This is a genomic window from Akkermansia massiliensis (genome assembly GCF_018847375.1).
GTDB lineage: Bacteria > Verrucomicrobiota > Verrucomicrobiia > Verrucomicrobiales > Akkermansiaceae > Akkermansia > Akkermansia massiliensis.
In genome coordinates this window covers 1,214,493-1,241,231 of the sequence record NZ_CP072036.1, presented here as the reverse complement: position 1 = coordinate 1,241,231, position 26,739 = coordinate 1,214,493, and the positions used below count along the sequence as shown (strand labels likewise).

At 60.7% G+C, this 26,739-nt stretch carries 25 protein-coding genes; 11 read left to right on the top strand and 14 right to left on the bottom strand.

All coding sequences use genetic code 11. The annotated features are described in order from the left end of the window. The first annotated feature begins 5 nt into the window (after window positions 1-5). The gene (locus tag J5W70_RS05175) at window positions 6-464 is read left to right on the top strand and encodes a PepSY-like domain-containing protein (protein WP_022396808.1); all 459 of its coding nucleotides are present in this window, start codon (window positions 6-8) and stop codon (window positions 462-464) included. A 202-nt stretch (window positions 465-666) separates the two neighbouring features. Then, window positions 667-1,338, top strand: coding sequence for a zinc metallopeptidase (locus tag J5W70_RS05170; protein ID WP_102722270.1), 672 nt, complete (start codon window positions 667-669; stop codon window positions 1,336-1,338). Window positions 1,339-1,575: 237 nt separating this feature from the next. On the opposite strand, the gene J5W70_RS05165 is transcribed toward J5W70_RS05170, so the two are convergent. Continuing rightward, the gene (locus J5W70_RS05165; protein ID WP_022396810.1) at window positions 1,576-4,680 is read right to left on the bottom strand and encodes an efflux RND transporter permease subunit; all 3,105 of its coding nucleotides are present in this window, start codon (window positions 4,678-4,680) and stop codon (window positions 1,576-1,578) included. Window positions 4,681-4,686: 6 nt separating this feature from the next. Continuing rightward, entirely contained in the window at window positions 4,687-5,844 is a 1,158-nt protein-coding gene (locus tag J5W70_RS05160) for an efflux RND transporter periplasmic adaptor subunit (RefSeq protein ID WP_022396811.1), read from the bottom strand. Between the two features lie 295 nt (window positions 5,845-6,139). Between J5W70_RS05160 and J5W70_RS05155 the strand changes: the two genes are divergently transcribed. The 5 genes from J5W70_RS05155 (at window position 6,140) to J5W70_RS05135 (ending at window position 11,333) form a co-directional block, all read left to right on the top strand. Continuing rightward, window positions 6,140-6,952, top strand: a complete 813-nt coding sequence (locus J5W70_RS05155) for a MerR family transcriptional regulator (protein ID WP_022396812.1) — start codon at window positions 6,140-6,142, stop codon at window positions 6,950-6,952. 226 nt (window positions 6,953-7,178) lie between these two features. After that, on the top strand, window positions 7,179-8,150 hold the full coding sequence (locus J5W70_RS05150; protein WP_240454371.1) for a thiamine pyrophosphate-dependent dehydrogenase E1 component subunit alpha: 972 nt from the start codon (window positions 7,179-7,181) through the stop codon (window positions 8,148-8,150). A gap of 21 nt (window positions 8,151-8,171) precedes the next feature. Continuing rightward, window positions 8,172-9,146 carry an alpha-ketoacid dehydrogenase subunit beta gene (locus J5W70_RS05145; RefSeq protein WP_022396814.1) on the top strand — a complete coding sequence of 325 codons (975 nt, stop codon included), beginning with the start codon at window positions 8,172-8,174 and terminating at the stop codon, window positions 9,144-9,146. 18 nt (window positions 9,147-9,164) lie between these two features. Continuing rightward, window positions 9,165-10,439 (top strand): 2-oxo acid dehydrogenase subunit E2, encoded by a 1,275-nt coding sequence (locus J5W70_RS05140; protein ID WP_022396815.1) that lies wholly within the window; start codon window positions 9,165-9,167, stop codon window positions 10,437-10,439. A 30-nt stretch (window positions 10,440-10,469) separates the two neighbouring features. Further along, window positions 10,470-11,333 (top strand): LpxI family protein, encoded by an 864-nt coding sequence (locus J5W70_RS05135; RefSeq protein WP_102730169.1) that lies wholly within the window; start codon window positions 10,470-10,472, stop codon window positions 11,331-11,333. 87 nt (window positions 11,334-11,420) lie between these two features. Here J5W70_RS05135 and J5W70_RS05130 read toward each other — a convergent pair whose 3' ends face one another. From J5W70_RS05130 to J5W70_RS05105, 6 genes are all read right to left on the bottom strand, one after another. Next, window positions 11,421-11,597, bottom strand: a complete 177-nt coding sequence (locus J5W70_RS05130; RefSeq protein WP_156340827.1) for a hypothetical protein — start codon at window positions 11,595-11,597, stop codon at window positions 11,421-11,423. A 55-nt stretch (window positions 11,598-11,652) separates the two neighbouring features. Further along, a complete protein-coding gene (locus J5W70_RS05125) occupies window positions 11,653-11,982 on the bottom strand; it encodes a hypothetical protein (protein WP_022396819.1) in 330 nt (109 codons plus the stop codon). 78 nt (window positions 11,983-12,060) lie between these two features. Continuing rightward, window positions 12,061-12,387, bottom strand: a complete 327-nt coding sequence (locus J5W70_RS05120; protein ID WP_102722223.1) for a hypothetical protein — start codon at window positions 12,385-12,387, stop codon at window positions 12,061-12,063. A gap of 127 nt (window positions 12,388-12,514) precedes the next feature. Continuing rightward, window positions 12,515-13,219: an MmcQ/YjbR family DNA-binding protein gene (locus J5W70_RS05115; protein WP_022396821.1), complete on the bottom strand. Its 705-nt coding sequence runs from the start codon at window positions 13,217-13,219 to the stop codon at window positions 12,515-12,517. A 161-nt stretch (window positions 13,220-13,380) separates the two neighbouring features. After that, window positions 13,381-14,175 (bottom strand): WecB/TagA/CpsF family glycosyltransferase, encoded by a 795-nt coding sequence (locus J5W70_RS05110; RefSeq protein ID WP_022396822.1) that lies wholly within the window; start codon window positions 14,173-14,175, stop codon window positions 13,381-13,383. A gap of 26 nt (window positions 14,176-14,201) precedes the next feature. Continuing rightward, on the bottom strand, window positions 14,202-14,987 hold the full coding sequence (locus J5W70_RS05105; RefSeq protein ID WP_257228431.1) for an MBL fold metallo-hydrolase: 786 nt from the start codon (window positions 14,985-14,987) through the stop codon (window positions 14,202-14,204). Window positions 14,988-15,039: 52 nt separating this feature from the next. Here J5W70_RS05105 and recN point away from each other — a divergent pair, with 52 nt between their 5' ends. Further along, a complete protein-coding gene (recN, locus tag J5W70_RS05100) occupies window positions 15,040-16,698 on the top strand; it encodes a DNA repair protein RecN (RefSeq protein ID WP_022396824.1) in 1,659 nt (552 codons plus the stop codon). Window positions 16,699-16,728: 30 nt separating this feature from the next. Here recN and J5W70_RS05095 read toward each other — a convergent pair whose 3' ends face one another. Beyond that, complete coding sequence (locus J5W70_RS05095) at window positions 16,729-18,972, bottom strand: heavy metal translocating P-type ATPase (RefSeq protein WP_102726435.1); 2,244 nt, start codon at window positions 18,970-18,972, stop codon at window positions 16,729-16,731. A 179-nt stretch (window positions 18,973-19,151) separates the two neighbouring features. Between J5W70_RS05095 and J5W70_RS05090 the strand changes: the two genes are divergently transcribed. Next, window positions 19,152-20,147: a glycoside hydrolase family 16 protein gene (locus J5W70_RS05090; protein WP_022396828.1), complete on the top strand. Its 996-nt coding sequence runs from the start codon at window positions 19,152-19,154 to the stop codon at window positions 20,145-20,147. 144 nt (window positions 20,148-20,291) lie between these two features. Here the strand turns inward: J5W70_RS05090 and J5W70_RS05085 are convergent, their stop codons facing one another. The 4 genes from J5W70_RS05085 to J5W70_RS05070 form a co-directional block, all read right to left on the bottom strand. Beyond that, window positions 20,292-20,945 carry a GDSL-type esterase/lipase family protein gene (locus J5W70_RS05085; protein ID WP_022396829.1) on the bottom strand — a complete coding sequence of 218 codons (654 nt, stop codon included), beginning with the start codon at window positions 20,943-20,945 and terminating at the stop codon, window positions 20,292-20,294. 164 nt (window positions 20,946-21,109) lie between these two features. Further along, a complete protein-coding gene (gene efp / locus J5W70_RS05080) occupies window positions 21,110-21,676 on the bottom strand; it encodes an elongation factor P (RefSeq protein WP_022396830.1) in 567 nt (188 codons plus the stop codon). Between the two features lie 122 nt (window positions 21,677-21,798). Further along, window positions 21,799-22,257 carry an amino acid-binding ACT gene (locus J5W70_RS05075; protein WP_022396831.1) on the bottom strand — a complete coding sequence of 153 codons (459 nt, stop codon included), beginning with the start codon at window positions 22,255-22,257 and terminating at the stop codon, window positions 21,799-21,801. Between the two features lie 26 nt (window positions 22,258-22,283). Continuing rightward, window positions 22,284-23,540 (bottom strand): aspartate aminotransferase family protein, encoded by a 1,257-nt coding sequence (locus J5W70_RS05070; RefSeq protein ID WP_022396832.1) that lies wholly within the window; start codon window positions 23,538-23,540, stop codon window positions 22,284-22,286. Window positions 23,541-23,727: 187 nt separating this feature from the next. Here J5W70_RS05070 and mscL point away from each other — a divergent pair, with 187 nt between their 5' ends. Continuing rightward, complete coding sequence (mscL, locus tag J5W70_RS05065) at window positions 23,728-24,141, top strand: large-conductance mechanosensitive channel protein MscL (protein WP_022396833.1); 414 nt, start codon at window positions 23,728-23,730, stop codon at window positions 24,139-24,141. 88 nt (window positions 24,142-24,229) lie between these two features. Then, window positions 24,230-25,381 (top strand): alkaline phosphatase, encoded by a 1,152-nt coding sequence (locus tag J5W70_RS05060; RefSeq protein ID WP_022396834.1) that lies wholly within the window; start codon window positions 24,230-24,232, stop codon window positions 25,379-25,381. A gap of 8 nt (window positions 25,382-25,389) precedes the next feature. On the opposite strand, the gene J5W70_RS05055 is transcribed toward J5W70_RS05060, so the two are convergent. Further along, entirely contained in the window at window positions 25,390-26,589 is a 1,200-nt protein-coding gene (locus J5W70_RS05055) for an MFS transporter (protein ID WP_022396835.1), read from the bottom strand. Window positions 26,590-26,739 lie beyond the last annotated feature (150 nt).

The window sequence follows — 26,739 nt, the reverse complement described above, 5'->3', positions numbered from 1 at the left end:
TATTTATGAATATTTCACGTATACTTACGACCACTCTCGCTGCCGCATTCACCCTTCCGGCTTTGGCGGATATTCCGGCCTCCCGAGTTCCCGCCCCCGTGAAGGAACAGGTGCAGAAGCAGTATCCGAACGCCGGCGCCATCGAATGGGATTTCGACAACGACGAAGACGTTTACGAGGCGGAATTCCACCTCAACGGCCTGGAATACGACGTCAAGCTTTATCCGGACGGCACCGTCTGCCTGATTAAGGCGGACATGCGCCTTCAGGATCTGCCCGCCCCCGTTACGGCGGCCATCGCCCGCGATTTCCCGGGGTACGCTCCCCGCCGCGCCAAGCAGATCACCGCCAGGGGAGCCCTGAAGTACCGGGTGGACTGCCGGTCAGAAACCACCGCCGTCCGCAAACTGGAGCTTTACTATGCCCCGGACGGCAAACTTCTTTCCCAGAAGGCGGACGATTGAATGCACCGTTCTTCCGCATGTTTCCGTATGACAGAAGCCGGGGGAACCTCCCCCGGCGGCTGACACGGCGCCCTCTGGATTCAACAAAGCCTTATGATATAAGGTCAAACTTGCAATGATTGAATTATTCAATACCGACTTCCTTTCCTACACGGCCCAGGCGGCGGAAACCGCCCCGCAGCATTCCTATACCATTTACTGGATGATTCTGCTGGGCTCCATGCTTCTGAGCTGGCTGGTCAGCGCGCGCATGAAGAGCCGTTTCAGCGAATATTCCCAGATTCCCATTCCGGTGACCGGGCGGGAAGTGGCGGAACAGATGCTGAAGGACAACCACATCACGGACGTGAAGGTGATTTCCACCCCCGGCCACCTGACGGACCATTACAATCCGGCGGACAAGACCGTCAACCTGAGCGAGTCCGTTTACAATTCCAACAGCATTGCCGCCGCGGCGGTGGCGGCCCATGAAGTGGGGCATGCCGTACAGCACGCCCAGGCCTATCACTGGCTGGGCCTGCGGTCCGCGCTGGTTCCCATCGTCCAGTTCTCCTCCAATCTGGTGAGCATCGTGCTGATCATCGGCATTATCCTGCTGGCCATGGGCGGTTCCCCGTGGGTGCTGGGGCTGGGCATCGGCCTGTTTGCCATGACCACCATCTTCGCCTTCATCACGCTTCCGGTGGAGTTTGACGCTTCCGCCAGAGCTCTGAAATGGCTGGACCGTTCCCACCTGATGAATTACTTCGACCACGGAAAGGCCAAGAGCGCCCTGTTCTGGGCGGCCATGACCTATGTGGTGGGCGCGCTTTCCTCCCTGGCCATGCTGCTGTATTACGTGTTCATCTTCCTGAACGCGCGCGGCAGGGAATAACCCGGGGCACGGGCGCAGCGGCATACGGGGTTCCAGCCCATGCGGAGAACGAGGCTTTTCAGGCCCTCCCTCCGCAGGAAAACCTCTTTCAGCCTTTTTCCCGAAAGACGGGGAGCACGGAAACGTGCTCCTCTTTTTTAACGCATCAGGCGCGGGCAGCGGTCCCATGCAGGGGTCCGTCTTCCCGCGCCTTCCGCGGCAGGGGTATTCCAGGCGTTTCCGTTCCAGCCTCGTGCCCTATGCTTCTTCCGGGTGTTCCTGTTTCCTCTTTCCGGCTGTCAGGCGGAAGAAGAGGGGAACCAGGAAGATCGCCAGCAGGGTGGCCGTAATGATGCCGCCCAGCACCCCCGTGCCTACGGCGCGCTGCGCGCCCGCCGCCGCCCCGTGGGCGAAGGCCAGCGGAACCACCCCGGCGCCGAACGCCAGGGAGGTCATCAGGATGGGCCTCAGGCGCAGTTTGGCGGCGGCAACGGCAGCTTCCATCACATCCATGCCTTCCCGGTAGAATTCCTTGGCCACTTCCACAATCAGGATGGCATTCTTGGCGGAAAGACCGATGGTCGTAATCAGGCCCACCTTGAAGTAGATGTCGTTGGGCATGTCGCGCAGGAAGACGGCCAGCAGGGCTCCGAGCAGGCCCAGGGGCACCACCAGGATGACCGCCAGCGGAATGGACCAGCTTTCATACAGGGCCGCCAGCACCAGGAAGACGATCAGGATGGACAGGCCGAAGAGCAGCGTGGCCTGGGACCCGGCAAGCTTTTCTTCATAGGACTGTCCCGTCCATTCAAATCCCACGCCCTGCGGCAGGGTGGCGGTAATCTGCTCCAGGGCGTTCATGGCGTCCCCGCTGCTCTTGCCGGGCGCGGAGGAGCCGTTGATGGTGAAGGAGGGGTAGTTGTTGTAGCGCGTGAGCTGCGGGGGGCCGGCCGTCCAGTCCAGCCGGACGAAGGAGGAGAGAGGCAGAAGCTTCCCCTGGTCATTGCGGACATGCAGGTCTTCAATGTCATTGCCGTTCAGGCGGCTTTTTCCGTCCGCCTGCACAATGATGCGGCGCACCTGGCTGTCATGCATGAAGTCCCCCACATAGCTGGACCCGAACATGACCGCCAGCGAATTGCTGATTTCCGTAATGGGCACTCCCATGGAGAAGGCTTTTTCCCGGTCAATGGAGACGTGCAGCCGCGGCGTGTCCGCCTGTCCGGAGAAGTAGACGCCCGTCAGGTTGGGGTCCGCATTGGCGCGGGCCAGGAGTTCGTCCCGGGCTTCCACCATGCGGGCATACCCCAGGCCGCCCTTGTCCTGGAGGCGGAAGTCGAAGCCGGACGTGCTGCCCAGTTCCGGCAGGGACGGCATGTTCAGGGCCATGACCATCATCTGGCGGTCCCCGCCAAAACGGGCGTTGACCCGGTCAATGATCGCCTGGGCGGAGTTGTCCTCTCCGGAACGCTCGTCCCAGTTTTTCAGGCCGACAAACAGCATCGCCATGTTGGTGCCGGTGCCCATGAAGCTGAAGCCGCCCACGGAGTAGGCGTATTCCACCGGTTCATGCTGCATCAGGTAATCCTCCACCTCCCGCAGCCGGGTGCTGGTTTCCTCCTGCAAGGTCCCGGCAGGCAGGGCAACCATCGCCATGAAGTTGCCCTGGTCTTCTTCCGGAAGGAAGGAGGTGGGAAGCGTGAGGTACAGGTAGCCGGCCCCCGCAATGATAAGCACATACAGGAACAGGGAGCGTACGGGGCGGCGGATGATTCCGGATACGGCATTGCCGTACCGGTCCGTGGACCGGTGGATGGTCCTGTTGAACCATCCGAAGAATCCTTTCTTTTCCTGATGCTCCACGGAGGAGGCTTTAAGCATGGCGGCGCACAGAGCCGGAGTCAGGGAAAGGGCCAGAAACGCGGAGAAGGAGATGGATACAATGAGGGTCACGGCAAATTGCCGGTAGATGTTCCCCACCGCTCCGCTGAAAAAGGCCATGGGCACGAACACGGCCACGAGCACGGCGGTGATGCCCACGATGGCGCCTCCGATCTGCTTCATGGCTTTTACCGTAGCGCGCCGGGCGTCCAGCCCCTCCTCCATCATGATGCGTTCCACATTTTCCACCACCACAATGGCGTCGTCCACCAGAATGCCGATGCTGAGCACCATGGCGAACATGGTGAGCATGTTGATGGAGAACCCGGAGAGCCACATCACCGCAAAGGTGCCCAGCAGGGCCACGGGGACGACGAGCGTGGGAATCAGGGTGGCCCGGAAGTTCTGCAGGAACAGGAACATGACCAGGAATACCAGCAGAATGGCTTCCAGCAGGGTTGAAATGACTTTCTGGATGGAGATTTCCACGAAATGGGTGGTTTCATACGGAATCTGGTAGGTGACGCCGGGCGGGAAGTCCCTGGCCAGCTCATCCATCTTGGCCTTGAGCAGGCCCATGGTTTCCACGGCGTTGGAGCCGGGAGCCATCTTGATAGCCATGCCGGTGGCGGTCTGCCCGTTGCAGCGGGAGAAGAACGCGTAGCTGTTGGAGCCCAGCTCCACCCGCGCCACGTCCCCCAGCTTGACGGAGGAACCGTCTGAAAGCGTTCTCAGCGCAATGGAGGCGAATTCCTCCGGCGTGCGGAAGGCTTCCTCCGCCACCACGCTGGCGTTGATGGGGGCGGATTTGGAAACGGCCGCCCCCCCGATGTCACCGATGATGATGCGCTCGCTCTGGGCGGCCACGGCATTCACGATGTCCGTGGGCGTCAGCCCCAGCGCTTCCAGCTTTTCCGGATCGGGCCAGATGCGCATGGACGTTTCCGCGCCGAAGAGCTCCACGCGCCCGACGCCTTTCACACGCTTCAATTCAGGGATGATGCGCGCGGAAGCCCATTCCCCCAGTTCCGTATCATTCAGGTTCCCCGTGGAGGAAAGGGAGATCATCGCCTGAATGTTGTTGGAGGATTTTTCCACGAACACTCCTTCCTTCCGGACAGATTCCGGCAGGCGGGATTCCACGATTTTCAGCCTGTTCTGCACTTCCACGGCGGCAATGTCCGGGTCCGTGCCCTGCGTGAACGTGGCGGCGATTTCCACCGCGCCGTCGGAACTGCTGGTGGCGGACATGTACATCAGGCCGGGAGCTCCGTTGATTTCCTTTTCAATCACGGCGGTGACGGCTTCCTCCGTATCCTGGGCGGAGGCCCCCGGATACGTAGTGCGCAGGGTAATGACCGGCGGAGCGATGTCCGGGTACTGGGCAATAGGCAGGCTGGGAATGGCCAGCAGCCCGATCAGGGAAATCAGGAGGGCGACTACCCAGGCAAAAATGGGGCGGCGTATAAAGAAATCAGGCATAACGGGTTATTGCTGGGCGTTGGATTGCGGCTGGGGCGCGGCGCTGCGGACCTTCATGCCGGGCCGGAGGGACATGATGTGGCTGACGGCCACCTTGTCCCCGTCCTTGAGGCCTTCCGAAACCAGCCATTCCCGGCCGTTCAGCGTATCCGCCTTCACGGGGCGCATTTCCAGCACGCCTTCCGGGCCCACGACAAAGACGGAAGCCCCCTGCGCGGTGCGGATGACGGCGTCCCGGGGAATGGCGAACACGTTGTCCCGCACCGCCTTCTCAAATACCACGCGCACATAGGCGCCGGGCAGAAGCTCATAGTCCGGATTGGGGAACTGGGCCCGCATTTCAATGGTGTCCGTATTCGGGTCCACCGCCATGTCGGAAAAGATGATCTTGCCGGAATGGGGGTATTCCTCCCCATTGGAGAGCAGCAGGCGCACCTTGATTTCACCCAGCGGCACTCCCTTCCACAGGCCGGACACCACGGCGCGGCGCAGGCTGCTGTACTGGGAGGCCGGCTGGCAGAAGCGGACATAGATGGGGTCTATCTGCTCAATGGTGGTCAGGTGCGTGAATTCGTTCTGGTTGGCAAATGCCCCTTCCGTCACCAGCGCGCGGCGCACGCGGCCGGAGATGGGCGCTTCCACCCTGGTGTATTCCAGATTCAGGCGGGCCTGCTCCAGAGACGCGGCGGCGGCGGCATATTCCGCCCTGGCCCGGTCTTCCTCCGCCATGGCCTGCTTGTGCTCCCGCACGCTGACGGCGCCCTTGGCCACCAGGGAGGAATAGCGGGCGGCCTTGTCCTCCGCATCCGCCAGCACGGCCTTGGCGCGCGCTACCGTGGCCTTGCATTCGTCCAGCACGGCCTGGAGCGGAGCCGGATCTATCTTGAAGAGAAGGTCGCCCGGGCGGACCGTCTGCCCTTCCTGGTAGCAGCGTTCCTGAATGATTCCCGTCACGCGGGCGCGCACTTCCGCCTGGAGGTACGCCTCCATGCGGCCGGGAAGGTTGGCGGTTACGGGAACCTGGGTGCCGTGCACCGTGAGAACGGCCACTTCCGGCACGATTTCTCCGGGAGAACCGGCGGCCGGATTTTCATCCCCCTGCCGGCAGGAGGAGAGAGCTGCCAAAAGGGTGGTGCAGAGAAGAAGGAGACTAGTTGTTTTCATCAGTAATCATGCTTTATAAGACCTCAAGAAACCCCGGAACCACGCTTCCGACAAGACCGGGGATTTTTCAATTGCCATAAGATGTAAAGTATCCCATAATGGGAGAGTCAAGAGGCAATGAAAAGATTAAGTGGAGCGGCTTTTTATCATTTGTTGTAAGCTGCTGGCAACAAGAATCAAATGAATGACGCGACGATTTCGTCTTCAGGAAGATTTCTCTTGCATGCAGCAGCCGTTTCCGCCGGGCGCGCCTCCGGCGGGAAAAAATCAGTTTCCACGCCAACCGCAATACAGGATGGACAAGCAGAATTTACTAACCATAGGCAATCTGTCCAAACAGACCGGCGTACATATTAAATCACTCCGGTATTACGAGCAGCTGGGGATTCTGCGCCCGGCCCATACGGACCCGGATACAGGCTACCGTTATTACACCCTCTCCCAGATTCCCGTGGTGGACGCCATCCGCGCCTGCACCTTCCTGGACATTCCCCTGAAGGAGTTCACCTCCTTTCTGACCGAGGACCAGCAGAGAATCCATTACAAGAAGCTGATTTCCCACGGCACCATGCTGGCGCACCAGAAAATCAGGGACATTCAGGAGAAACTGCACCTGCTGGAAAAATTCCAGAAGCAGATGGACCGGATGGAAGGCCTCCGGCGCCATGAGGGGCAGACCGTCCACGCCCTGCCGGAAAAATATTGCTGGACGGCTCCCTATGCCGGAAAACAGCACAGCACGGATTACAATGTACTCATCACCAACATGTTTGATGACATTAACCGCAATGAGCTGAGGCTGGGCGCGGAAGCCGGACTCCTTTCCTTCCACCGGAGCTCCGGAACGGAAAGGTTCCTGTATGTGGAGGTGGAAGCGACCAAAAGGGACGCCCGGCAGTTAAAGGAAGTCGTGCGCCTGCCTGCCGCCTCCTTCCTCTGCTCCATCAGGAAGGAAAGCGATATCGGGAAGGCCCCCCTGGTCTTTCCCGAACTTTTTGCGCAGGAGTATGATAAAATCATCATGGAAACGGAATTGTTTTCCGGAGACTACGATGTGGTGCATCCCAAATTCGAACTGAGATGCTCCCTTCCGCCGGAAGGGAAGTGAACCGGGGGATTTTTTCCGGAACAGGCAATGGGTGAAGAGGATGTAAAAAACGCCTTTCGGGAACCGGAGTTCCCCGTCCGCGCCCCTGCCGCCCTGCGGTGCAGCCGGAACGTCCGTTCAGGCCCGCAGGCATGAAGTCTCCGGAAGTTTCATGAAATGGCATTGCATTTCCCCATGCAGCATATAAAATAATGGGGTGGCACATTGCGACACTACACAACCGGACTTGAAGGAAAGCGCCGTCAAGGCTTACAAGGCCATGTTGCTGGCGCGGGCCTTTGACACCAAAATTTCCAGCCTGTATAAAGCGGGCAAAATCACGGGCGGCGTTTACCTGGGCCGCGGGCATGAAGCGATTGCCGCCTGCGGCGGCGTTTTCCTGACCGCCGGGTATGACGTGATCGCCCCGTTCATCCGGGAACAGGCGGCGCGCATCACCTGGGGGGAACCGATCATTGAAGCGGCCCGCTCCTACCTGGGCTCTGCCCTGGGCTATATGAAGGGACGGGACGGGAACGTCCACCGCGGACTGCCGGCGGAAGGCTACATGGCGCCCATCAGCCATCTGGGCAGCACGGTGGCCTTCGTCATCGGCTGCCTTTTTGCCAAGCGGCTGGACGGCAAGCTTCCCGGCCCCGTAGGCGTGGCCTTCTGCGGAGACGGCACCACGTCCACAGGCGCCTTTCACGAAGCCGCCAACATGGCGAACGTGGAACAACTGCCGCTGGTGCTCGTGGTGACCAACAATCAATTCGCCTATTCCACTCCCAATGTCCGTGAATTCGGGGAAGCCTCCCTGGCGGACAGGGGCCGCGGCTACGGCTTCACCGTGCATGAAACGGACGGCACGGACTTCATGGCTACGCTGGAAGCCTTCCGCACCGCCGTCAACAACGCGAGGGAAGGCAGGGGCCCCCAGTGGGTGCTGGCCAAGACCCTGCGCATGTGCGGCCACGGGGAACATGACGACGCCTCCTACATCCCCAGGGAATTGAAGGATGAGTACGACAAAAAAGACCCCGTCACCGTCGCGGAACGGCAACTGCTGGAAGCCGGCTGGCTGACGCCGGAAGAAGTGGCGGACCTGAAAAAGCAGTATGCCGATGAAGTCCAGCTGGCCGTGGCTACTGCGCAGAGGGAACCGGAGCCGGACCCCTTCCGGGAGGACTGGAACGCCACGGTGTGGAGACCTTATTAAGCCTGCAAACGGAATATTCCCATGAGCGTAACATACATTGATGCCATTCACGACGCCCAGAAAGACCTGCTTGCGGAAGACAAGGACGTCTTCCTGTACGGACAGGACATAGGCGTTTTCGGCGGCGCTTTCAAAGCGACCAAGGGCCTCAAGGAGCTGTTCCCGGACCGCGTGATTGACGCCCCCATCAGTGAGGACGCCATGGCCGGCATGGTCACCGGAGCCGCCGTCATGGGCAAGAAGCCCATCATGGAAGTCCAGTTTGCCGACTTCAGCACCATTGCTTTCAACCAGATCGTCAACATGGCGGCCACCCATTACTACCGCACGGGCATTCCCGCCAACATCACGGTGCGGCTGCCCTGCGGGGGAACGCCCGGCACGGGTCCCTTCCACAGCCAGAGCCTGGAAGCCCTGTTCGCCCACTATCCGGGCCTGCACGTCATGACCCCGGCCACCGTGGCGGACGCCTACTGGATGCTGCGCCAGGCCGTGGAAGTGCCCGATCCCGTCATCTTCCTGGAACACAAGTTCCTGTACCGCTGGCTGAAGGCGGAGGACAACTACCGGGAAGCCCCGGTGATTCCCTTCGGCATGGCCCGGATCGCCCGCACCGGAAAGCACGCCACCGTAGTGGCGTACAGCGCCATGGTGCCGGAAGCCGTGCGCGCGGCGGACCTGCTGGCGAAGGAGAGCGGTTATGAAGTGGAAGTAGTGGACCTCCGCACGGTGCGCCCGCTGGACATGGACACCGTCATCGCCTCCGTAGCGCGCACTGGCCGCGTCCTGGTCGTCGGGGAAGACTTCCCGTGGGGGGGCGTCACGTCGGAAGTCGTTTCCCGCATCGTGGCGGAAGGCTTCCATCTGCTGGACGCTCCGCCCCAGCGGCTCAACGCCAGGGACACCCCCATCCCCCAGCATCCCAACCTGTGGAAGGCGCACCGCCCTACGCTGGAATCCATCGCCGCCTCCATCCGCCATCTTTTATCCATCTGATTCAACCCAGTTTCCACCATGCCTAAAGTACCCATTCTGATGCCCCAGCTCGGGGATTCCATTGCGGAAGCCACCGTGCTGCGCCTGCTGGCGGCCCCGGGCGACACCGTAGAAGCCGACCAGGAAATCTTTGAGGTAGAGACCAACAAGGCCACCATGGGCGTCACCACCATGTGCGGCGGCGTCCTGAGCGACGTGTTTATCAAGGAAGGGGAATCCATCGTGGTCGGCGCCTGCATGGCCATGATTGACGCCACGGAAGAGGAAATTGAGCGTTCCGGGGCCACCCCGGCCGGTGACTCCACCCAGCCTTCCCTTCCGGCCAGCCCGGAATCCGTGCCCCAGCGCGTCCCGGACGCTTCCGCCCGGGAGGAAAAGCCCGCCGGGGTCCACTTTGGCCTGACGGGGGAATCCTACCAGGAAAACGGCACGGACCTGAAAGTCCAGCCCAGCGTGCGCGGCCTGCCGGTGCCCGCCGGCATGAAAGGCGCGCACTACATGTCCCCCCGGATGAAGGCGCGCATGGATGAACTAGGCATGAGCGCCTCGGACATCGCTTTCATCTCCGGCTCCGGAGCCGGAGGACGGGTCACCATTGACGACCTGGAGGAATTCCTGGAATACGTGAGCCAGTGGCCGCACCGCAAGGCCTCCTCCATGCGGCTGGCCGTGGCGGACGCCATGCGCCGGAGCTGGACGCGCCCCCTGGCCTCCGCCGGGCGCCCCGTGTTCATGGACCCCCTCATCAAGCACAGGCAGCATTCCCCGCTGCGGCCCGGCATCACCCTGTACTTTGCCCGCGCCCTGGCCCTGGCCCTGGCGGAAAGCCCGGAATGCGCCGGCTACCTGGTGGGGGAAAACATCCTTTCCCCCAAAACCATTGACATCGGCATCGCCGCCCAGGTGGCAGACGGAGTGATGGTTCCCGTGCTGCGCCGCGTGAACGAACGGACGATGGAAGAACTGCTGGAAGACTACAACAGGCTGATCGCCCAGGCGCGCCGCCGCAGGCTGGCCCCGGAAGACAGCACGGGCGGCATCGCCACAGTCACCAACTTCGGCGGCTTCGGGCTCACCTTTGCCGCCCCCATGCCCATGCCCAGCGAATCCATCATCCTGGGGGTGGGAGCCGTCACCAAGACCCCGGTCTGGAGCGACGAGGTGGAGGCGTTCATTCCCATCTCCAAGGCCAACATCGTGGCTACGGGGGACCACCGCGTGGTGGACGGCGCGGACATCGGCCGCCTGCTCAAGCGCGTGGCGGAACTGCTCCAGCGCCCGGAATACCTGTAACCCGCTCCGTTCCCACACGCTTTACGCCGCATGACGACAGACCCACCCGTACTAGGCCTGGTAGCCGGAGACGGCGTCTACCCGGAATACATCGTCCGGGGGGCGCGCCGCCGGACGCCGGAGCTGCGCATCGTGGCCGTGGGCTTCAAGGGGGAGACCAATCCCGCCGTCATTCCCCTGTGCGACGCTTACCAGGAATTCAGCGTGGGCCAGATCAGCAAGCCGTTCTCCTTCCTGAAAAAGCACGGCGTGCGGAACGTCATCATGGCGGGAGGCATCAACCCGAAGAACATTCTCTCCCTCCGTCCGGACCTCCGCGCCCTTTCCGTGCTGATGCGCATGCCGGAGAAAAACGCGGACTCCCTGCTGGGGGCCGTCATCACGGAGGCGGAAAAAGAAGGCTTCACCATCCTCCCCGCCTTCACCTACATGGAAGAGCACATGCCGCAGCCGGGCCACATCGCCGGACCGCGTCCCTCGACCGAACAATGGGAGGACGCCGTTTTCGGCATGCAGATGGCCAAGGAAATCAGCCGCCTTCACATCGGGCAGTCCGTCGTCGTGCACGGAGGCACCGTAGTTGCCGTGGAAGCCATTGAAGGCACCAACAACTGCATACGCCGCAGCGGCGAGCTGGGCAACGGCAAACCCGCCACACTGGCAAAAGTGGCGCGCCTGGGGCATGACATGCGCTTCGACATTCCTACGATCGGCCCCGTCACCATTGAGACGTGCGCGGAATGCGGCGTCAGGCAAATCGCCCTGGAAGCGGGCAAAACCATTCTGCTGGAGCGTGACCGGGTGGCGGAACTGTGCAAAAGGCACAAAATCAGCCTGCATGCCATGGACGCTTCCGGGGAGGGCTGCCCTCAACCGGAAAATCCCGCCCAATAAAAATCCCCTCGTCCGGAAACCCGGACAAGGGGAAATCATGCCGCATACGGGATGCAGAATAGAAAACGGCTTATTCAACCGCCGGAATTAAGCGTTTTTGTCCTTGTCCATCATGGACTTGGCCTTGTCACTTACCCCGGAAGCCATATCCTTGACGCCTTCCTTGCTCTTTTCGTAGGCGTCTTTCATTGCCTTCTTGCCTTCTTCCATCTTGCCGGAAGCGGCATCTTTCGAGCATCCACAGCCTTCATGCATATGGTTCATATGATCTTTGGAGTCACACATAATAAATAAATGGTTTGTATTTTAATCGTTTGAGTTAACCGTTTTTCGCAGCGTCGCCAATGGCTTCGGCCTTATCGGCAGCCCTGTCCGCCGCATGGTCCACGGCTTCCTTGCTGTCTTGGTAAGTATCCTTGACGGCTTCCTTGCTCTTTTCGTAGGCGTCCTTCGCCGCTTGCTTGCCTTCCTTCATTTTTTCGGAAGCGGCGTCCTTGGCGGCTTTGGCGCCCTTTTTCATGTGTTCCTTGGCTTCAGCCATGTCCTTGTCACCCTTGGTGCAGGAACCGCTGTTGCAGGCGCTCTGCGCCAGGGCCACTACCGGAACTGCAACGGCTACCGCTGCTATAGCATATATCAATTTTTTCATGACGTTGTTCTATTTGGATTCATTCCAATAGACTCTTTCTTCATGAAAATCTATGAATACAGTCGTGTCATTCTGCGTTCACTCCTGCAAATCAAAAGCCATAAACGCCGCGGAGGCAACGCAGTCCCGGCACGGAACGCAGCCTTCTTTTTTCAGCTCCCTGCAATGGGAATAACCCAGCTTCTCCACAAACCGCCGCTTCAGCTCCTCCCTTGACTGCACGGGCGTGCACAGGAGCGCTCCATACAAGGCGCCGCATACCCCGTCAGGCGCTCTTCCCGTGCCGCACGCGGAGACGGCTTCCAGCAAATCCTCCCTTCCCAGGGCTGCGCAAACGGCCTGGGCGCAATTGTGGCGCCAGGGTTCCGTGCGGAAGGTGGACAGCGCCTTTTCTTCAACGTTCATGCCCCCACTGTAGGCCCGGCCCCCTTCCGGGTCAAGAGCCCCGTCCCGCCTTACCACCTGCAAACTCCGCCGCCGTATTCCGGGTGAGGAAAACATAACCCCTCCGGAAAACCGCCGGCAGCGGCGTTTACTTCCCGGCAAGCCGGCGGCTGGTCTCCAGGCGCGCAGCCAGCTCCTCAAAGGGGACGGTCCCGTCCAGGCAAAGGCTCACCCAGCTTTTCTTATTCATGTGGTAGGCCGGAAAACGGCTGTGATGGTCCACAAGGCCCTCGAGCTCCCCAGGGCGGACCCGCAGATTCAGCACCTCCACCCTTTCCCTGGAACTGCCGCCCAGTTTCAACCGCGGCACAGCCAGAAAAACGGCATACCATTTTTCCGTGTCCTTCCGCCGCACGACAGCGCTTCCCGGCGACTTCCTCCACAGGAATTCCAATTCATCCCCGTAAGCCTCCCGGACGTGCGCGACGAGGCTCCGGGCAGGATCGCCCTTGAAGAAATCAGGTTCAAAGCAGCACTCCGCCACATGCCACAGCTCTTCCTCATATTCCCTGCGGAGCGCCCTCTCCCGCAACCTGTCCGCCTCTCCCTGAGCAAGATGAGGAATACTCTTCCCGTCCGCATCACGCACCGTTACGCTGACGGAACCCTCCGCATGTATTTCAAATTCCATACAGAGCTGCCCGTTCAGCAGCTTTGTCCGGTACAGAAAACCATTTTCCCCGCGAACGCAGCCGAAGGGAGGCAATTTTTCCTCACACAACCTCCTGTCCCTGAAAACGCGTTCCACGGCTTTCTCATACCAGCTTTTCCGGGGAATGCGGCGAAAGAACATGAGGAAAAGAAGTTAAAGGAGATGGAAGGATGGAAAACGCCAGCTGCGCCCCTGCGGGCGTGCAGAACCCGGCCAAGCCATGATAAATCCGCACGGGAACGGTACAAGGCCAAAATAACCTGCGCCCCATGTCCGGGGCGCCCGCATCGGGAAAAGAGTTTTTACCTCCCCGTCAGCACATACCACACGAACAGGCTGTTATGCTTCACGTACCGCTTGAGCAGCCTGCCCGGCTCCCGGTAAATGCGGTATAGCCATTCCAGGCCGTTTTTCTGCATCCACCGGGGCGCGCGCTTCACCGTTCCGGCATGGAAGGCGAAGGCCGCTCCCACGCCCACATAAACCGCGGGAGGCAGCAGCTCCTTCTGCTCCGCCATCCACCGCTCCTGCTTGGGGCAGCCCAGGCCCACCCACACCACATTGGCCCCGCTTGAGGCAACCGCCTCCCGCATCTCCCTCCGGTCTTCCTCCGTCCAGGAACGGAATGGCGGGGAATGCACGCCGGCCAGATGAAAAGCCGGGTACTTCTCCTTCAATGCGGACGCCAGGGTCTCCAGCGTCCCTTCATCTCCGCCCAGCAAAAAATGGCGCAGACCCGGATACTCCGCATTCGCCCGCACCAGGGCTTCCATCAGGTCCGGCCCGCTCACGCGTTCGGCGCTCCTTTCCCCTGCGGGAAGGCCCCTGTTCAGCTTCCACACCACAGGCATTCCGTCCGGGCAAACCACGTCCATCCGTTCCAGCACGGCCCCATAACCCCGGTCATGAACGCCGAGGGTTATCACGTGCGCGTCCGCGGCGGCCACCAGGCACGGGGCCTGCGCTTCCAGGGCACGTTCCGCCAGGGCAGAGCTCATTTCCTCCACGGAGCTGACGGCCACGGAAAAGCCGAACACCTTTCTGGTCTCGCACGGCATCCGCGCGCCGGGCTGGTCAGGATTGTTTGCAGCAGTCATGGCCTGATGGAAATGAAGGGTGAAAATCACGGCAGGGACAGCCTCAGCCCGTCGTAGGCAGGCATGACGTTCTCCGGCAGCTTGCCGGAAAGAATCTCGTAATCCATGTCGTGGGACATATGGGTCAGCACGGCGCGCCTGGGCCGGATGGCGGCAATGGCGGCCAGGGATTCCTTCAGGCACAGGTGCGTGGGGTGCAGATGATAGCGCAGCCCGTCAATAATCAGCAGGTCAACCCCTTTCATGGCCTCCAGGGAGGCCTCCGGGATGCTTTTCACATCCGGCATGTACGCCAGCCGCTGCCCTTCCGCCTCCAGCACGTAGGCATAAGTCTCCACTCCGGCATGCATTACGGGAAGAGGCGTCACCAGCACATTCCCTACACGGAACGGCTCCGTCACCTCGTGAGGTTCCGGCCTGACATAGCCGCTCCGGGCCGTTTTGGGTTCAAACGCCCAGCCGTACATGGTCCGCAGGGCTTCCATCGTCTGCGGTGAGGCGTACAGGGGCAAGCCGCCGGACCTGCGCCAGCAGAAGGCGCGCAGATCGTCAAAGCCGCCCACGTGGTCCACATGGGCGTGCGTGTACAGCACGGCGTCCACGTCCGTGATGTTTTCCCGCAGGGCCTGCTGACGCAGATCCGGGGAGGAATCCAGCAGAATGCGGGTGCCCGCGGCCTCCACGTAAACTGAAGAACGCAACCGCTTGTTTCTGGGGTCCGGGGACGTGCAGACCGCACAGGAGCAACCTATCTGCGGAACTCCGGTGGACGTTCCGGTGCCCAGAAAGAGAATGTTCATCACAGAGGTCATGATTGCGTTTAGAGCAAATGATGCCATAATGCATTCAAAATCCAAAGCCCGAATGCTTACATTGCTGAAAATTAGAAACCTGGCCCTCGTGGACCAGCTGCTCTGGGAACCCAGCTCCGGTTTCATCTGCATCACGGGGGAAACGGGGGCGGGCAAATCCGTCATCATCGGCGCCATACGGCTGGCGCTGGGGGAACGCGCGGACAAAACGCTCATCCGGTCCGGAGAACAGCAATGCAGCGTGGAAGCCGTGTTCCATCTGCCGGAATCCTCCCCCGTGCACGGCATTCTGAACGAACACGGCGTGCCGCCCTGTGAAGACGGCAACCTGATTATCAAGCGCATTATTTCCTCCACGGCCAACCGCCAGTTCCTGAATGACAGCCCGTGCACCCTGAACCTGCTGCGGGAGGCGGGCGCCTGCCTGGTGGACATGCACGGCCCCAGCGACCACCGCTCCCTGATCTCCCAGGAGAGACAGCTTTCCCTGCTGGACGCCTTTGGGGAGCACGCCCCCCTGCTGCACGCCTACGCGGACGCGTGGCGGCAATGGCAGGACGCGCGCCGGGCCTATGACGACCTGGAGCATGCGGAAGCGGCCACCGCGCGGGAAATAGAGCTGCTGCGCCACCAGGTGGACGAGATAGACGCCGCCGCCTTTACGCCGGAGGAAGTGCTCACGCTGGAAGAACGCTGGCAGCGCGCCCGCAACGGCACCAGGCTTCAGGAACAGGTTTCCAGAATGCTTGCCATGCTGGAGGAAACGGACGTGCCCGGCCTGGGTTCCCAGTTGAGGGAACTGACCCGGGCGGCGCACGAACTGGAACGCATGGACGCCTCCACAGCCGCGTGGCTGGCCCCGCTGGCGGAAGTGAATCTGGAGCTTAAGGAAATTGAAGGACGCCTGGCGGATTATTCCTCCGAGCTGGATTGTGATCCCCGGGAGCTCTTCCAACTGGAGGAGCGCATCAACCTGCTGGAATCCCTGAAAATGAAATACGGCCCTTCCTTTGAAGACGTCTGCGCCCGGAGGGAGGAGGCGGCCCACCGCCTGGACCGCATCGAGCACCGCACGGAACGCCTGGAAGAACTGCGGACCTCCATGGCCGTCCTGCGCAAGCAGGTGGACGCCGCCGGACAGGCCCTGACCAAAGCGCGGCAGGCATCCGCGCCCAAACTGGCCTCCTCCATCGTCAGGCACTCCCGGGAACTGGGCTTCCGCCAGGCCGTCTTTGAAGTAGGGCTCTCCCCCCTCCAGGAACCCGGCTCCCAGGGAATGGAAACGGTGGAATTCCTGTTCGGCCCCAATCCGGGCGAACCCTCCAAGCCTCTCCGGCTGATTGCCTCCAGCGGGGAGCTGGCGCGCATCATGCTGGCGATTAAAAGCGCCCTGGCGCACAAGGACTCCACCCCCCTGCTGGTATTTGACGAAATAGACGCCAATGTGGGCGGGGAAGTGGCGCGGGCCGTCGGCTTCAAGATGCAGCAGCTCGGGAACAGGCACCAGGTCATCTCCATCACGCACTTTCCGCAGGTGGCGGCCCTGGCCTCCCATCACTACCTGGTCCAGAAGGCTTCCGCGGGCAACCGCACCATCTCCTGCTTGCGGGAGGTGAGCCATGAAGACCGGATAGACGAGCTGGTCCGCATGCTGGGCGGCGGCGGGGACCACGCCCGCACGCTGGCCCAGGCCCTGCTGCAGCCCTCCTGAACGGAGGGCGCCAAAAAGGAAGAGGCCGCCTTATTTTTCCAGACGGGGCTTGAAGCCGCGCAGCCGCAGGGAATTGAACACCACGCACAGGGAGCTTAAACTCATGGCCCCGGCGGCAATCATGGGATTCAGCGTAAGGCCGAAGGCCGGATACAGGCACCCGGCGGCCAGCGGAATGCCGATGATGTTGTAAAAGAAGGCCCAGAAGAGGTTCTGCCTGATGATGTGCAGGGTGGTGCGGCCCAGTTGAAGGGCTTCCGCCACGCCCACGGGATTGCTCTTCATCAGCACGATGTCGGAGGACTCCATCGCCAGCTCCGTTCCGGACTTCATGGAGATGCCCACCCGGGCGCAGGCCAGCGCCGGGGCGTCGTTCACGCCGTCCCCCACCATCGCCACCTTGTCCCCGCGTTCCTCCATCTTCATCACATGGGAGGCCTTCTCATCCGGAAGCACGTCGGAAATCACTTCATCAATATGCAGTTCCCCGGCCATGTGCCGCGCCGTGGCGGCATTGTCCCCCGTCAGCATGACCACGCGCAGGTTCATCCGCTTCAGATAATCCACCGCCGCCCGGCTGTCCGGTTTCAGGGAATCCGCCACCATGATCACTCCCGCAGGGCGGTCTCCCCTCCCTACATACAGCGGGGACGCGCCCTGCCGCATGAACTCCCGGAGGCGGCCTTCCTCCTCCTTCCAGGAGATGCCCTTGTCCTGCATGAAGCCGGGATTGCCCACCGCATAGGGCACGCCGTCCACTACGCCGGAAATGCCGCGGCCCGGCACAACGGACAAATCCGCCACGGCGCGGATGGGGAGTTCCAGCAGCCTGGCGTGTTCATAAACGGCTTTCCCTACCGGATGTTCCGATCCCTGCTCCAAAGCCGCCGCCATTTCCACCAGTTCATCCGCATTCATGCCCGGCTCCGGCAGAACGGCCACCACACGGGGCTCCCCTTCCGTCAGGGTGCCCGTCTTGTCAAAAACGACGGTATCCACGCGGCTCAAAGCCTCCAAAGCTCCGGCGGACTTGCACAGGATGCCCAGCCGCGCGCCCCTGCCCGTCCCTACCATGATGGCGATGGGCGTGGCAAGCCCCAGAACACAGGGGCAGGAAATCACCAGCACCGCAATCGCCCTGGCAAGGGCGAAGGAAAATCCCTCCCCGGCAGCCAGCCACGCAACCAACGACACCAGGGCAATGGCAATCACCGCAGGGACAAAGAAATAACACACCCGGTCCGCCAGCCGTGCAATCGGAGCCTTGGACTGGCTGGCCTCCTCCACCAGGCGGATCATGCGGGCCAGCGTGGAGTCCCTGCCCACGCGTTCCGCACGTACCTTGAGATACCCGGCCCGGTTGAACGTGCCGCTGATCACCCGGTCTCCCGCCGTCTTGTCCACCGGCATGCTTTCCCCCGTCAGGTCCGATTCATCCAGCGCGGCCTGCCCTTCTTCAATGACGCCGTCCACCGGAATCCTCTGCCCGGTTTTCACCACCACCAGGTCCCCGGAATGAAGTTCATCCAGCGGGACGGCGCGCTCCGCGCCGTCATGCCAAACCAGGGCCTCCTGGGGAACCAGCTTCACCAGCCCTTTCACGGCGGCGTTCGTCTTGCGGTAGGAACGGCGTTCAAGATATTTCCCCAGGGAAATCAGGGTGACGATCATGGCCGCGGATTCAAAATACAGTTCCATTCCGTCCACGTTGGCGCCCTGCCACAGCGCCGCAATCAACAGATACAGCCCGTACAGGAAGGCGGAACCGGAGCCGATGGCGATCAGGGAATCCATATTGGGAGACAGCGCGGCAAGCTGGCGCACGCCGTTGATTAAATAATGCCGGTTCAGCCACAGAATCGCGGCCGCCAGAATGCACTGCGCCCACAAATTCATCCAGAGCCCCCAGCCCCCTCCCGGAACGGGCCAGTGCCACATGGGCCCCATGGACAGATACATCAGAGGCGCCAGCAGCAGAACGGACCAAACGAGACGGGAGCCTCCCGTTTCCTCCTGCCCCTGGCTTTCCTCCCCATCCGCACCGGAAAACGGTTCCTCCCGCCAGTCCGCCAGGTGGAAGCCGGCTTTCTCCACTACGGACGCAATGCGCCCCCTGGCGGGCGAATCGGGCTTTTCAAACAGAACGGTCATCCGCCCCGTCAGCAAATTCAGCTCTACGCGCTCCACCCCCTCCAATCCCTCCACGGCGCGCTCCACCTTGGCAGCACAACCGGCGCAATGCATGCCGGAAACAAGATAGTTCTTTTCTTCCATTGTCGTTAAAACGGAGTGTTTGATTTTCCGGGACCAAAGAAGGCTCCCATGTTGTTAGGTGAAACTAATCCCATCAATCCCGTTTCTCAAGCCGCTTTCGCGGCTTCACCCTTTTCCAATAAAAAATGACAAAAAAACGCCCGCGGCCCCGTAACAGTAACAAACACCTTCATCCCTTCATGATGACCGCTCCCACCCTGTTCCGAGTCCTGGCCTGCACGGCCCTGTTGTCCGCCCCCCTCCATGCCCAGCTTTACACCCTGCACGGGGACGGCGTCAAAAAAACCGAGAGGGTGGTGGAAAAAGCGGATTATTCCGATTACGAACTCGTCTGGCACGACGAGTTCGACAAGGACGGCCGCCCGGACCCCGCCAAGTGGAATTACGAACACGGATTCGTCCGCAACAAGGAGGAACAGTGGTACCAGCCGGAAAACGCCCGGTGCGAGGACGGCATGCTGATTATTGAAGGCAAAAAGGAAAAACACGCCAATCCCCATTATGACCCGGCGGGAAAGAATTGGCAGACGACGCGCAAGGAAGCGGATTACACCTCCGCCTCCCTGACCACGCGCGGCAAGTTTTCCTGGCTGTACGGGCGGTTTGAAATCCGGGCCAGATTCAGCCCGCGGGAGGGCATGTGGCCCGCCTTCTGGACCATGGGCGTCAAGGAAGGATGGCCCATGTGCGGGGAAATAGACATCATGGAGTACTACCAGTCCACCTACCTGGCCAACCTCTGCTGGGCCTCCCCCAAAAAACACGTGGGCAAATGGAGCACTACCTACACGCCGCTCAAATGGCTCCAGGAAAGGCATGCGGACTGGGCGGACAGCTTCCATGTCTTCCGCATGGACTGGGATGAAAAGGAAGTGCGCCTGTATGCGGACGACATCCTGCTGAACAGGACGCCCCTGGACAACACCGTCAACGCCGTTTACAAGGAAGTCGCCAATCCCTTCCGTCAGCCCCATTTCATCATCCTGAACCTGGCCATGGGCGCCACAGGAGGCGATCTGAATAAACTGCCCCTGCCCCAGAAGTATGAAATAGATTACGTCCGCATATACCAGAAGAAGGATTCCCCCCACAAGGGCACCATTCCCTACCGGACAGAGAAGAAAAAGGATGCTCCCGTGGAACTGTCCCGCCTTCAGAAAGCGCTAGACGAATAGGGAAACGTGAACGGCCAGGGGCGCATGGAACGGATAGAGCAAAAAGAGAATTCCGGCTTCGCCGTATCCGTAAGGTCCATCCAGTTTCTTTAACCCCTTCCAATTCATATAAAAGTCCCTGCCTTCGGGAACGGGGGCGGCCTGTTACTCGGCAGCCTTCCCCTTGAGCACCAGGAGAATGTGTTCCGCCATGAGGGCGTGCCCTTCCGCATTGGGGTGCACGCCGTCCACCAGCAGGGCGCCCTTGTCCTTCATCACCTTGTTGAGGTCGATCACCCTGGATTTGGTGCTCTTGGCCACCTGCCGGATGAGCGGAATGATTTCCTTTTCAATGCATTCCCTGCTGATCCCCCCTTCCCTGGCCTCCTGGGAGGGGATGGGCAGCAGGCAGTATACCTTCAATTTGGGATTCTGCTTGCGGAATTCCGTAATGATCTCCTTGTAATTGTTTACAAAATCATCCTTGTGGCTCCAATTCACTTTTTTGCTGTCATTGGTGCCCAGGCCTATCAACAGCATGTCAGGCTTGAACGCCAGCGCGTCCTGATAAGCCTTCTCCCGCGTGATGGGGCGGTCCCCCTTGAACAGCAGGCAGCGCGCCGATACGCCGAAGTTTCCTACTTCCGCCTTCCTGTCCAGGGTCTTCGCAATCCGGGATACCCAGCAGTCTTCCTTTTTAACCCCCATCCCGGCGGTGATGCTGTCCCCCAGACAGGCCAGCTTCACTGCGGCGGCACAATCCGCCGGCAGAAAAGCGGCCAGCAACCCTATCCACAACAAGACAATAAACTTTTTCATGGAGTAAAATATTACAATGAGAATGGCTTACTGGACGCGGCTTCAAATGTAAAGCCCGTACTCCGGCCCGTCTTCTGGTCTTTTTCCGCGCCGTCCCCTCATGAAAAAGCCCCGGCCGGATAAAACCCGGACGGGACTCTTCAAATAACAGGAAAAGGGAACGTTTAATTCACGCGGCCCAGGTAGGAGCCGTCTTCCGTCTTTACGGAAATCTTTTCGCCGGGCTTGATGAAAAGGGGCACCTGCACCACCAGGCCGGTGGTCATCGTGGCGGACTTGTAAACGTTGTTCGCGCTGTCGCCCTTGACGCCTTCCGGAGCTTCCGCCACTTCCATGGTGATGGCGGCGGGGAGTTCCACGGAAACAACCGTCTCATCCGTGAAAAGCAGAATGTAGATGTTGCCTTCCATCAGGTAATCCTTGACGGGTTCCACGATGTCCGGAGACACGGTAATGTCTTCGTACGTATCGGGGTTCATGAAGTGGTAGCCCATGCCGTCAATGTAGCTGAACTCATATTCCTCACGGGCGAGGTTCACGCCTTCCAGGGATTCATTGGAAGTCAGGCGAAGGTTATATACCTTCTTGGTGGAAATGCTGCGGATGCTCATTTGCACGTAGGAGGCCATGCGGGGGGGGCACTTGTGCTCCATGCTGACCACGACGCAAACGTCATTGTTATGATTAACCGCGTGTCCCTTGCGAAGATTGATTACGGGTACTTTTGCCATGCGGCCCGTACCATACCATGTTTTCCCCTCCCGTCAAGCCGAAAAAACGCGCCAAACCCTTGATGCGCTTGGAGAAAACGCCTTTGGCCGGGTGACCGGAAAGGCCGGAAAAACCATCGTTCCTACCGGCTGAGATCCTGCTGGAACAGGACCTTGATGCCGCTGGAATTCAGCACGGTGCGCCCGAAGTTGAGGTCATCCACATGGAGGGCGACCAGGGAGCCCCGCGCCATGCAGGGCATCAGGGGGTACAGGAAGTTGACGTTCATTTCCGCGGCATACAGCACATCCAGGCACTTCTTGAGGTCCGCGGGGCCATGGCGGAGAACCGCCACCAGAACCTCGGACTCCGTATAGCAGATGCCCTTTTCCAGAAAGATTTCCGACGTTCGTTCCGGATCGCTGACAATCAGGCGCGCAATGGTCGCCTCATGGCAGTCGTGCATGCTGAACCCCAGGCAGAAGATGCCGTGCATGTCCAGCAGGCCGAGGAGGGCGGACAGCGCCCCCACCCGGTTCTGGAGCATGATGGAATATTGCCTTATCGTACTGCCGGGGGCTTTGATGGCTTCTTCCTTCATGACAATAAAGCAAACGGGGTTGAGTTCTATTTAACGTATGTCTTAAGCACGCGCCTGATGATGGCAAGCGCCTGCTGGACTTCCTCTTCACTCACGTTCAGCGGAGGCAGCAGGCGAACGGTTTCCGGCCCGGCGGGAACGGAAAGCAGGCCCTCCTGCCGCAGAGCCTCCACCACCACGGCGGCAACCGTCTTGCCTTCCGGCGCGTCCACCATCTCCGGATTGAGGCCGATGCCCAGCAACAGGCCCAGGCCGCGCACGCCCTGGATCACGGGCAGGTTCCAGGATTCTATTTCCGCGCGGATTTCCGCGCCCAGGCGCCGCGCCCGTTCCGGGAGCCCCTGGGAGACGATTTCCCGCAGCACGGCCAAGCCGACCGTGGTGCCGAGCGGATTGCCGCCATACGTGGAGCCATGGGAGCCGGGGTCCATGATGGAGGCAAGCTCCGTGCCCTGGTCGTCAATGGCGCGGTCGGAAATCCAGAAGCCGCCGATGGGAAAACCGCCGCCAAGAGCCTTGGCCCAGGAAACGCCGTCCGGCTCCACGTCCGGAGCCACGGCGCGCCATCCCATGATGTCGCCGCAACGGCCAAAGCCGCACTGCACTTCATCCATCAGCAGGAGAAGATCGTGCTCCTTGCACAATTGTGCCAGGCCGCGCAGGAATTCCGGAGTCACGCAGTTGACGCCTCCTTCCCCCTGGATGGTTTCCAGCATGAAGGCTACTGTTTCCGGCCTGATGGCTTCGCGGGCCGTTTCCAGGTCATTGAAAGGCAGATGGCGAAATCCCGGCAGCATGGGGTCAAAGCCTATCTTGATTTTATCCTGCCCCGTGGCGGACATGCTGCCCAGCGTTCTTCCGTGGAAGGATTTGTTGAACGTAAGCACTTCATAACGGGGTTTGCCGTCCGCCTGGGGCTTCCGGTGGCCGTAGCGGCGCGCCACCTTGATCAAGCCGTCATTGGATTCCGCGCCGCTGTTGGAGAAAAAGACCTTCCCCGGACGCTCCACGCATTTGGTCACGATGAATTCCGCCAGATCCGCCTGCTGGGGAATCTGGTACAGGTTGGAGCAGTGCACCAGCGTGGCCGCCTGCTTTTGCAGGGCCTGCGTTACCACGGGATGGCAATGCCCCAGCACGCAGGTGGCAATGCCGGCACAGAAGTCCAGATAGCACTTCCCCGTGCTGTCCCACAGTCGGGAGCCTTCCCCGCGGACGGCAGCCATGGGATAACGGCCATAGGAATGGAGTACGTACCGGTTGAGTTTTTCTTCTGTGTTCATAAGCTAAGGTAATACGCGTGTAGTTTGCGCTTCTGGCCCCGTCTGTAAATGATTTTTTTGGGAGCCACGTCATGATTCTCACATTTTATCCCGGCGAGTAGTCATATCTCTGTTCGGCGGCATTTCATTTTTCTTTTCTTTTATCCTTTTGCCGCCAGAATAAATCTACAACCAGCAGCAATCCATCATGGCACATTTTTTCAATCCCAAAGGTTTTCTGGAGGAATTCAAGGCATTCGCCCTTAAAGGAAACGTCATTGACCTGGCGGTGGCGGTCGTCATCGGCGGCGCGTTCAACAAAATCGTTTCCGTCTTCGTCTCCAGCATCATCACCCCCATCATCGGCTACCTCACCTCCGGCGTGAACCTGGCGTACCTGACCCTGAAACTGGGGGACGTGGAATTGAAATACGGGGAATTGCTTCAGGCGACCATCGACTTCATCATCATCGCCTTCTCCATCTTCGTGGCCATCAAGCTCATCGGCTCACTGAGGCGCAAGAGCGAAGAAACGCCCGCAGCCCCCGCGCCCAAGCCGGATGACGTCGTTCTGCTGGAACAGATCCGGGACATCCTGCAAAAACAGGCGGACGTCAAATAAGGCCGCCAACAGCATTTGTGCCGGTTTCCCGCTGAACCGGCACATTTTTCCTCTTTACTTGTTCCGCCGCGGGCGGGAAAGTGGCAGCATGAATTTCCTCCTGCGCTCCCTTGCCTGTGCCCTGCTGCTTGCGCCGTCCCTGCTTCCGGCGGCGGAGACCCAGCGCTTCGTTCTGGAACGCCCCTACCAGGTGGCGGAAATTCCGGAGCCTGACCGGAACCTCCCTGCCACCAACGTCATCCTGATGATTGGGGACGGCATGGGCATCCATCACCTTTCCGCGGCCTGGGCGGCCAACCGCGGGCGCCTGTTCATTGAAAACTGCCCGGTAACGGGCATCTCCAAAACATGGTGCGCGGACAAGCTGGTGACGGATTCCGCCGCCGCAGGCACCGCCATGGCGACGGGTACCAAGACGCTCTACAAGAGGGTGGCCGTGTGCCCCAGGGGCAACAAGCTGGACTCCCTGGTGGACAAGGCGGCGGACATGGGCAAATCCACCGGCGTGATCGCCACCTGCGAGCTGAACGACGCCACCCCGGCCGCCTTCTGCGCCAATAATGAAAAAAGGTCGGATTCCTACGGCATCATCGGGGATTACCCCCGTTCCCGCGCCGACTTCATTTTCGGCGGCGGCGGCAAGTATTTCACGCAAAGGCCGGACGGGAGGGACATTTTCAAGGAGATGCAGGCGCAGGGCTACCGGATCGCCCGCAGCTGGGAGGAAGCCGCCGCACTGCCGCCCGGAAAAACGCTGGCCGTCACCGCTCCGGGGAATCTTCCCCCGCCCTCCAGGCGGGGAGACGTTCTGCGCCGGGCCACGCTGAAGGCGCTGGATACCCTATCCCGTAATCCCGAGGGATTTTTCCTGATGGTGGAAGGCTCCAACATCGACAAGGCCGCCCACCGCAACAACCTGGAAGAAATGATGGAGGAGCTTCTCGACTTCGACCGGACCGCGGGAGCCGTGCTGGACTGGGCTTCAAAACACCCCGGCACCCTGGTCGTCATCACGGCGGACCATAACACGGGCGCGTTCGCACTCACAGGCGGCAACCGGGAGAAAGGGGAAATAAACGCCCAGTTCGGCTCCGGCAATCACGACGGCATGGCCGTTCCGGTGTACGCCTTCGGCGCGGGAAGCGGCGCGTTCACCGGCATTTACGAAAATACGGACATCTTCCACAAGATCATGAAGGCCTTCAAAAAAGGGACGGTCAAACCCGCACCCGGGCGTTAGAACTTCTGTCAGGCTCCGTTCCGCCCCTGCTCATCCATGTGCCGCGCCACCAGCCCGGCCCCGGCGGTAGCCAGGCCGCCTATCAGGAACACCGCCTGCGGACCGCCCGTATTCATCCAGATCACGCCGCCCAGCACGCCGTAAGTGATGGAAGCCACATGGTTGATGGCCAGCCCGGTGTAAATGCTCGGCGTGATGTCCTCCGGCTTCTCGCAGATGCGGGCCACATAAGTGCTGCGGGCCATGCCCAGGGCGAACAGCAGGTTGTCCAGCACGAAGCAGGCGGTCACCACGCCCACGGCCCAGTGCAGGGGGAGCAGCTCCGGGGCGAAGGCATACGCCAGGCACAGGAGGGACAGCGCAATGCTGTCGAAAATCGTTACCTTCCGTTCCCCATACCGCTTGATGCTCCAGCCGATGAGGGGCTGCGTGGCCAGCCCGATGACGCCGGCAATGAGCAGGGTTTTTCCGATGTATCCGGGCGGCTGGCCCAGCGTGCTGACCATCAGCCAGAAGCCGAAGGTCAGATAAAGCTGCTTGCGGATGCCGTGCAGGATTTCCAGCCCGTAATAAACGGCATACCTGTGCTTGAAGACGAAGCACTGCCGCCAGCCGCGCCGCTGCGGAAAGACGGGCGTTTTCACCCGGCTCAGGAACAGGAACGCCAGCAGGCACACGCCGCCCGTAACGAAAAAGTCCACGGCAAAAGACTGGTTGAATTTCCACTTGATCCATACGCACAGCGCGCCCAGCAGCGCGGCCGCCGTCCCCAGCGCCTTCATCTGGCCGAGCCTCAGGCTACGGTTCTCCGGCCTCGCCGTATGGATGACGATGGTATCAATCATGCCCATCAGAATGTGCTGCCCCAGGCTCACCGTCAGAATCCACGCAGACAGCGCCCACAGGCTGGTTCCGGCGCCGCAGAAGGCCAGCGCGTACATGCCGCCGAACATCAGCAGGCACGCCACCCCGGCCATGCGCACCTCATTGAACATGAAAAGCAGGCTGACCACAAAAAGGGACAGGATGCCGGGCAGTTCCCTGGGGAGTTCAATGAACCCGCGCATCTCCACGTCCAGATGCTGGGCGTCACGCAGGAAGTTGCTGAAAATGAGATCATACACGCCGCTTCCGAACTGGCCCAGAAAGAGAGCCAGCAGCACAAAAACCATCGTCTTCCTGATGCGGGGGGAAGCGGCTTCACTCATAGGGCGGGGATACTCTCACAGGTGCACAGGCGGAGCAACCGCTATTTTTATCCGCCGGCCTTTCCCGGCATTTGAAAAAAACAATCGCCGGAACAGAATTTTTTCGGGAAATACCACGTAGTTACGCTATGATTTCCAGACACCTTTTCC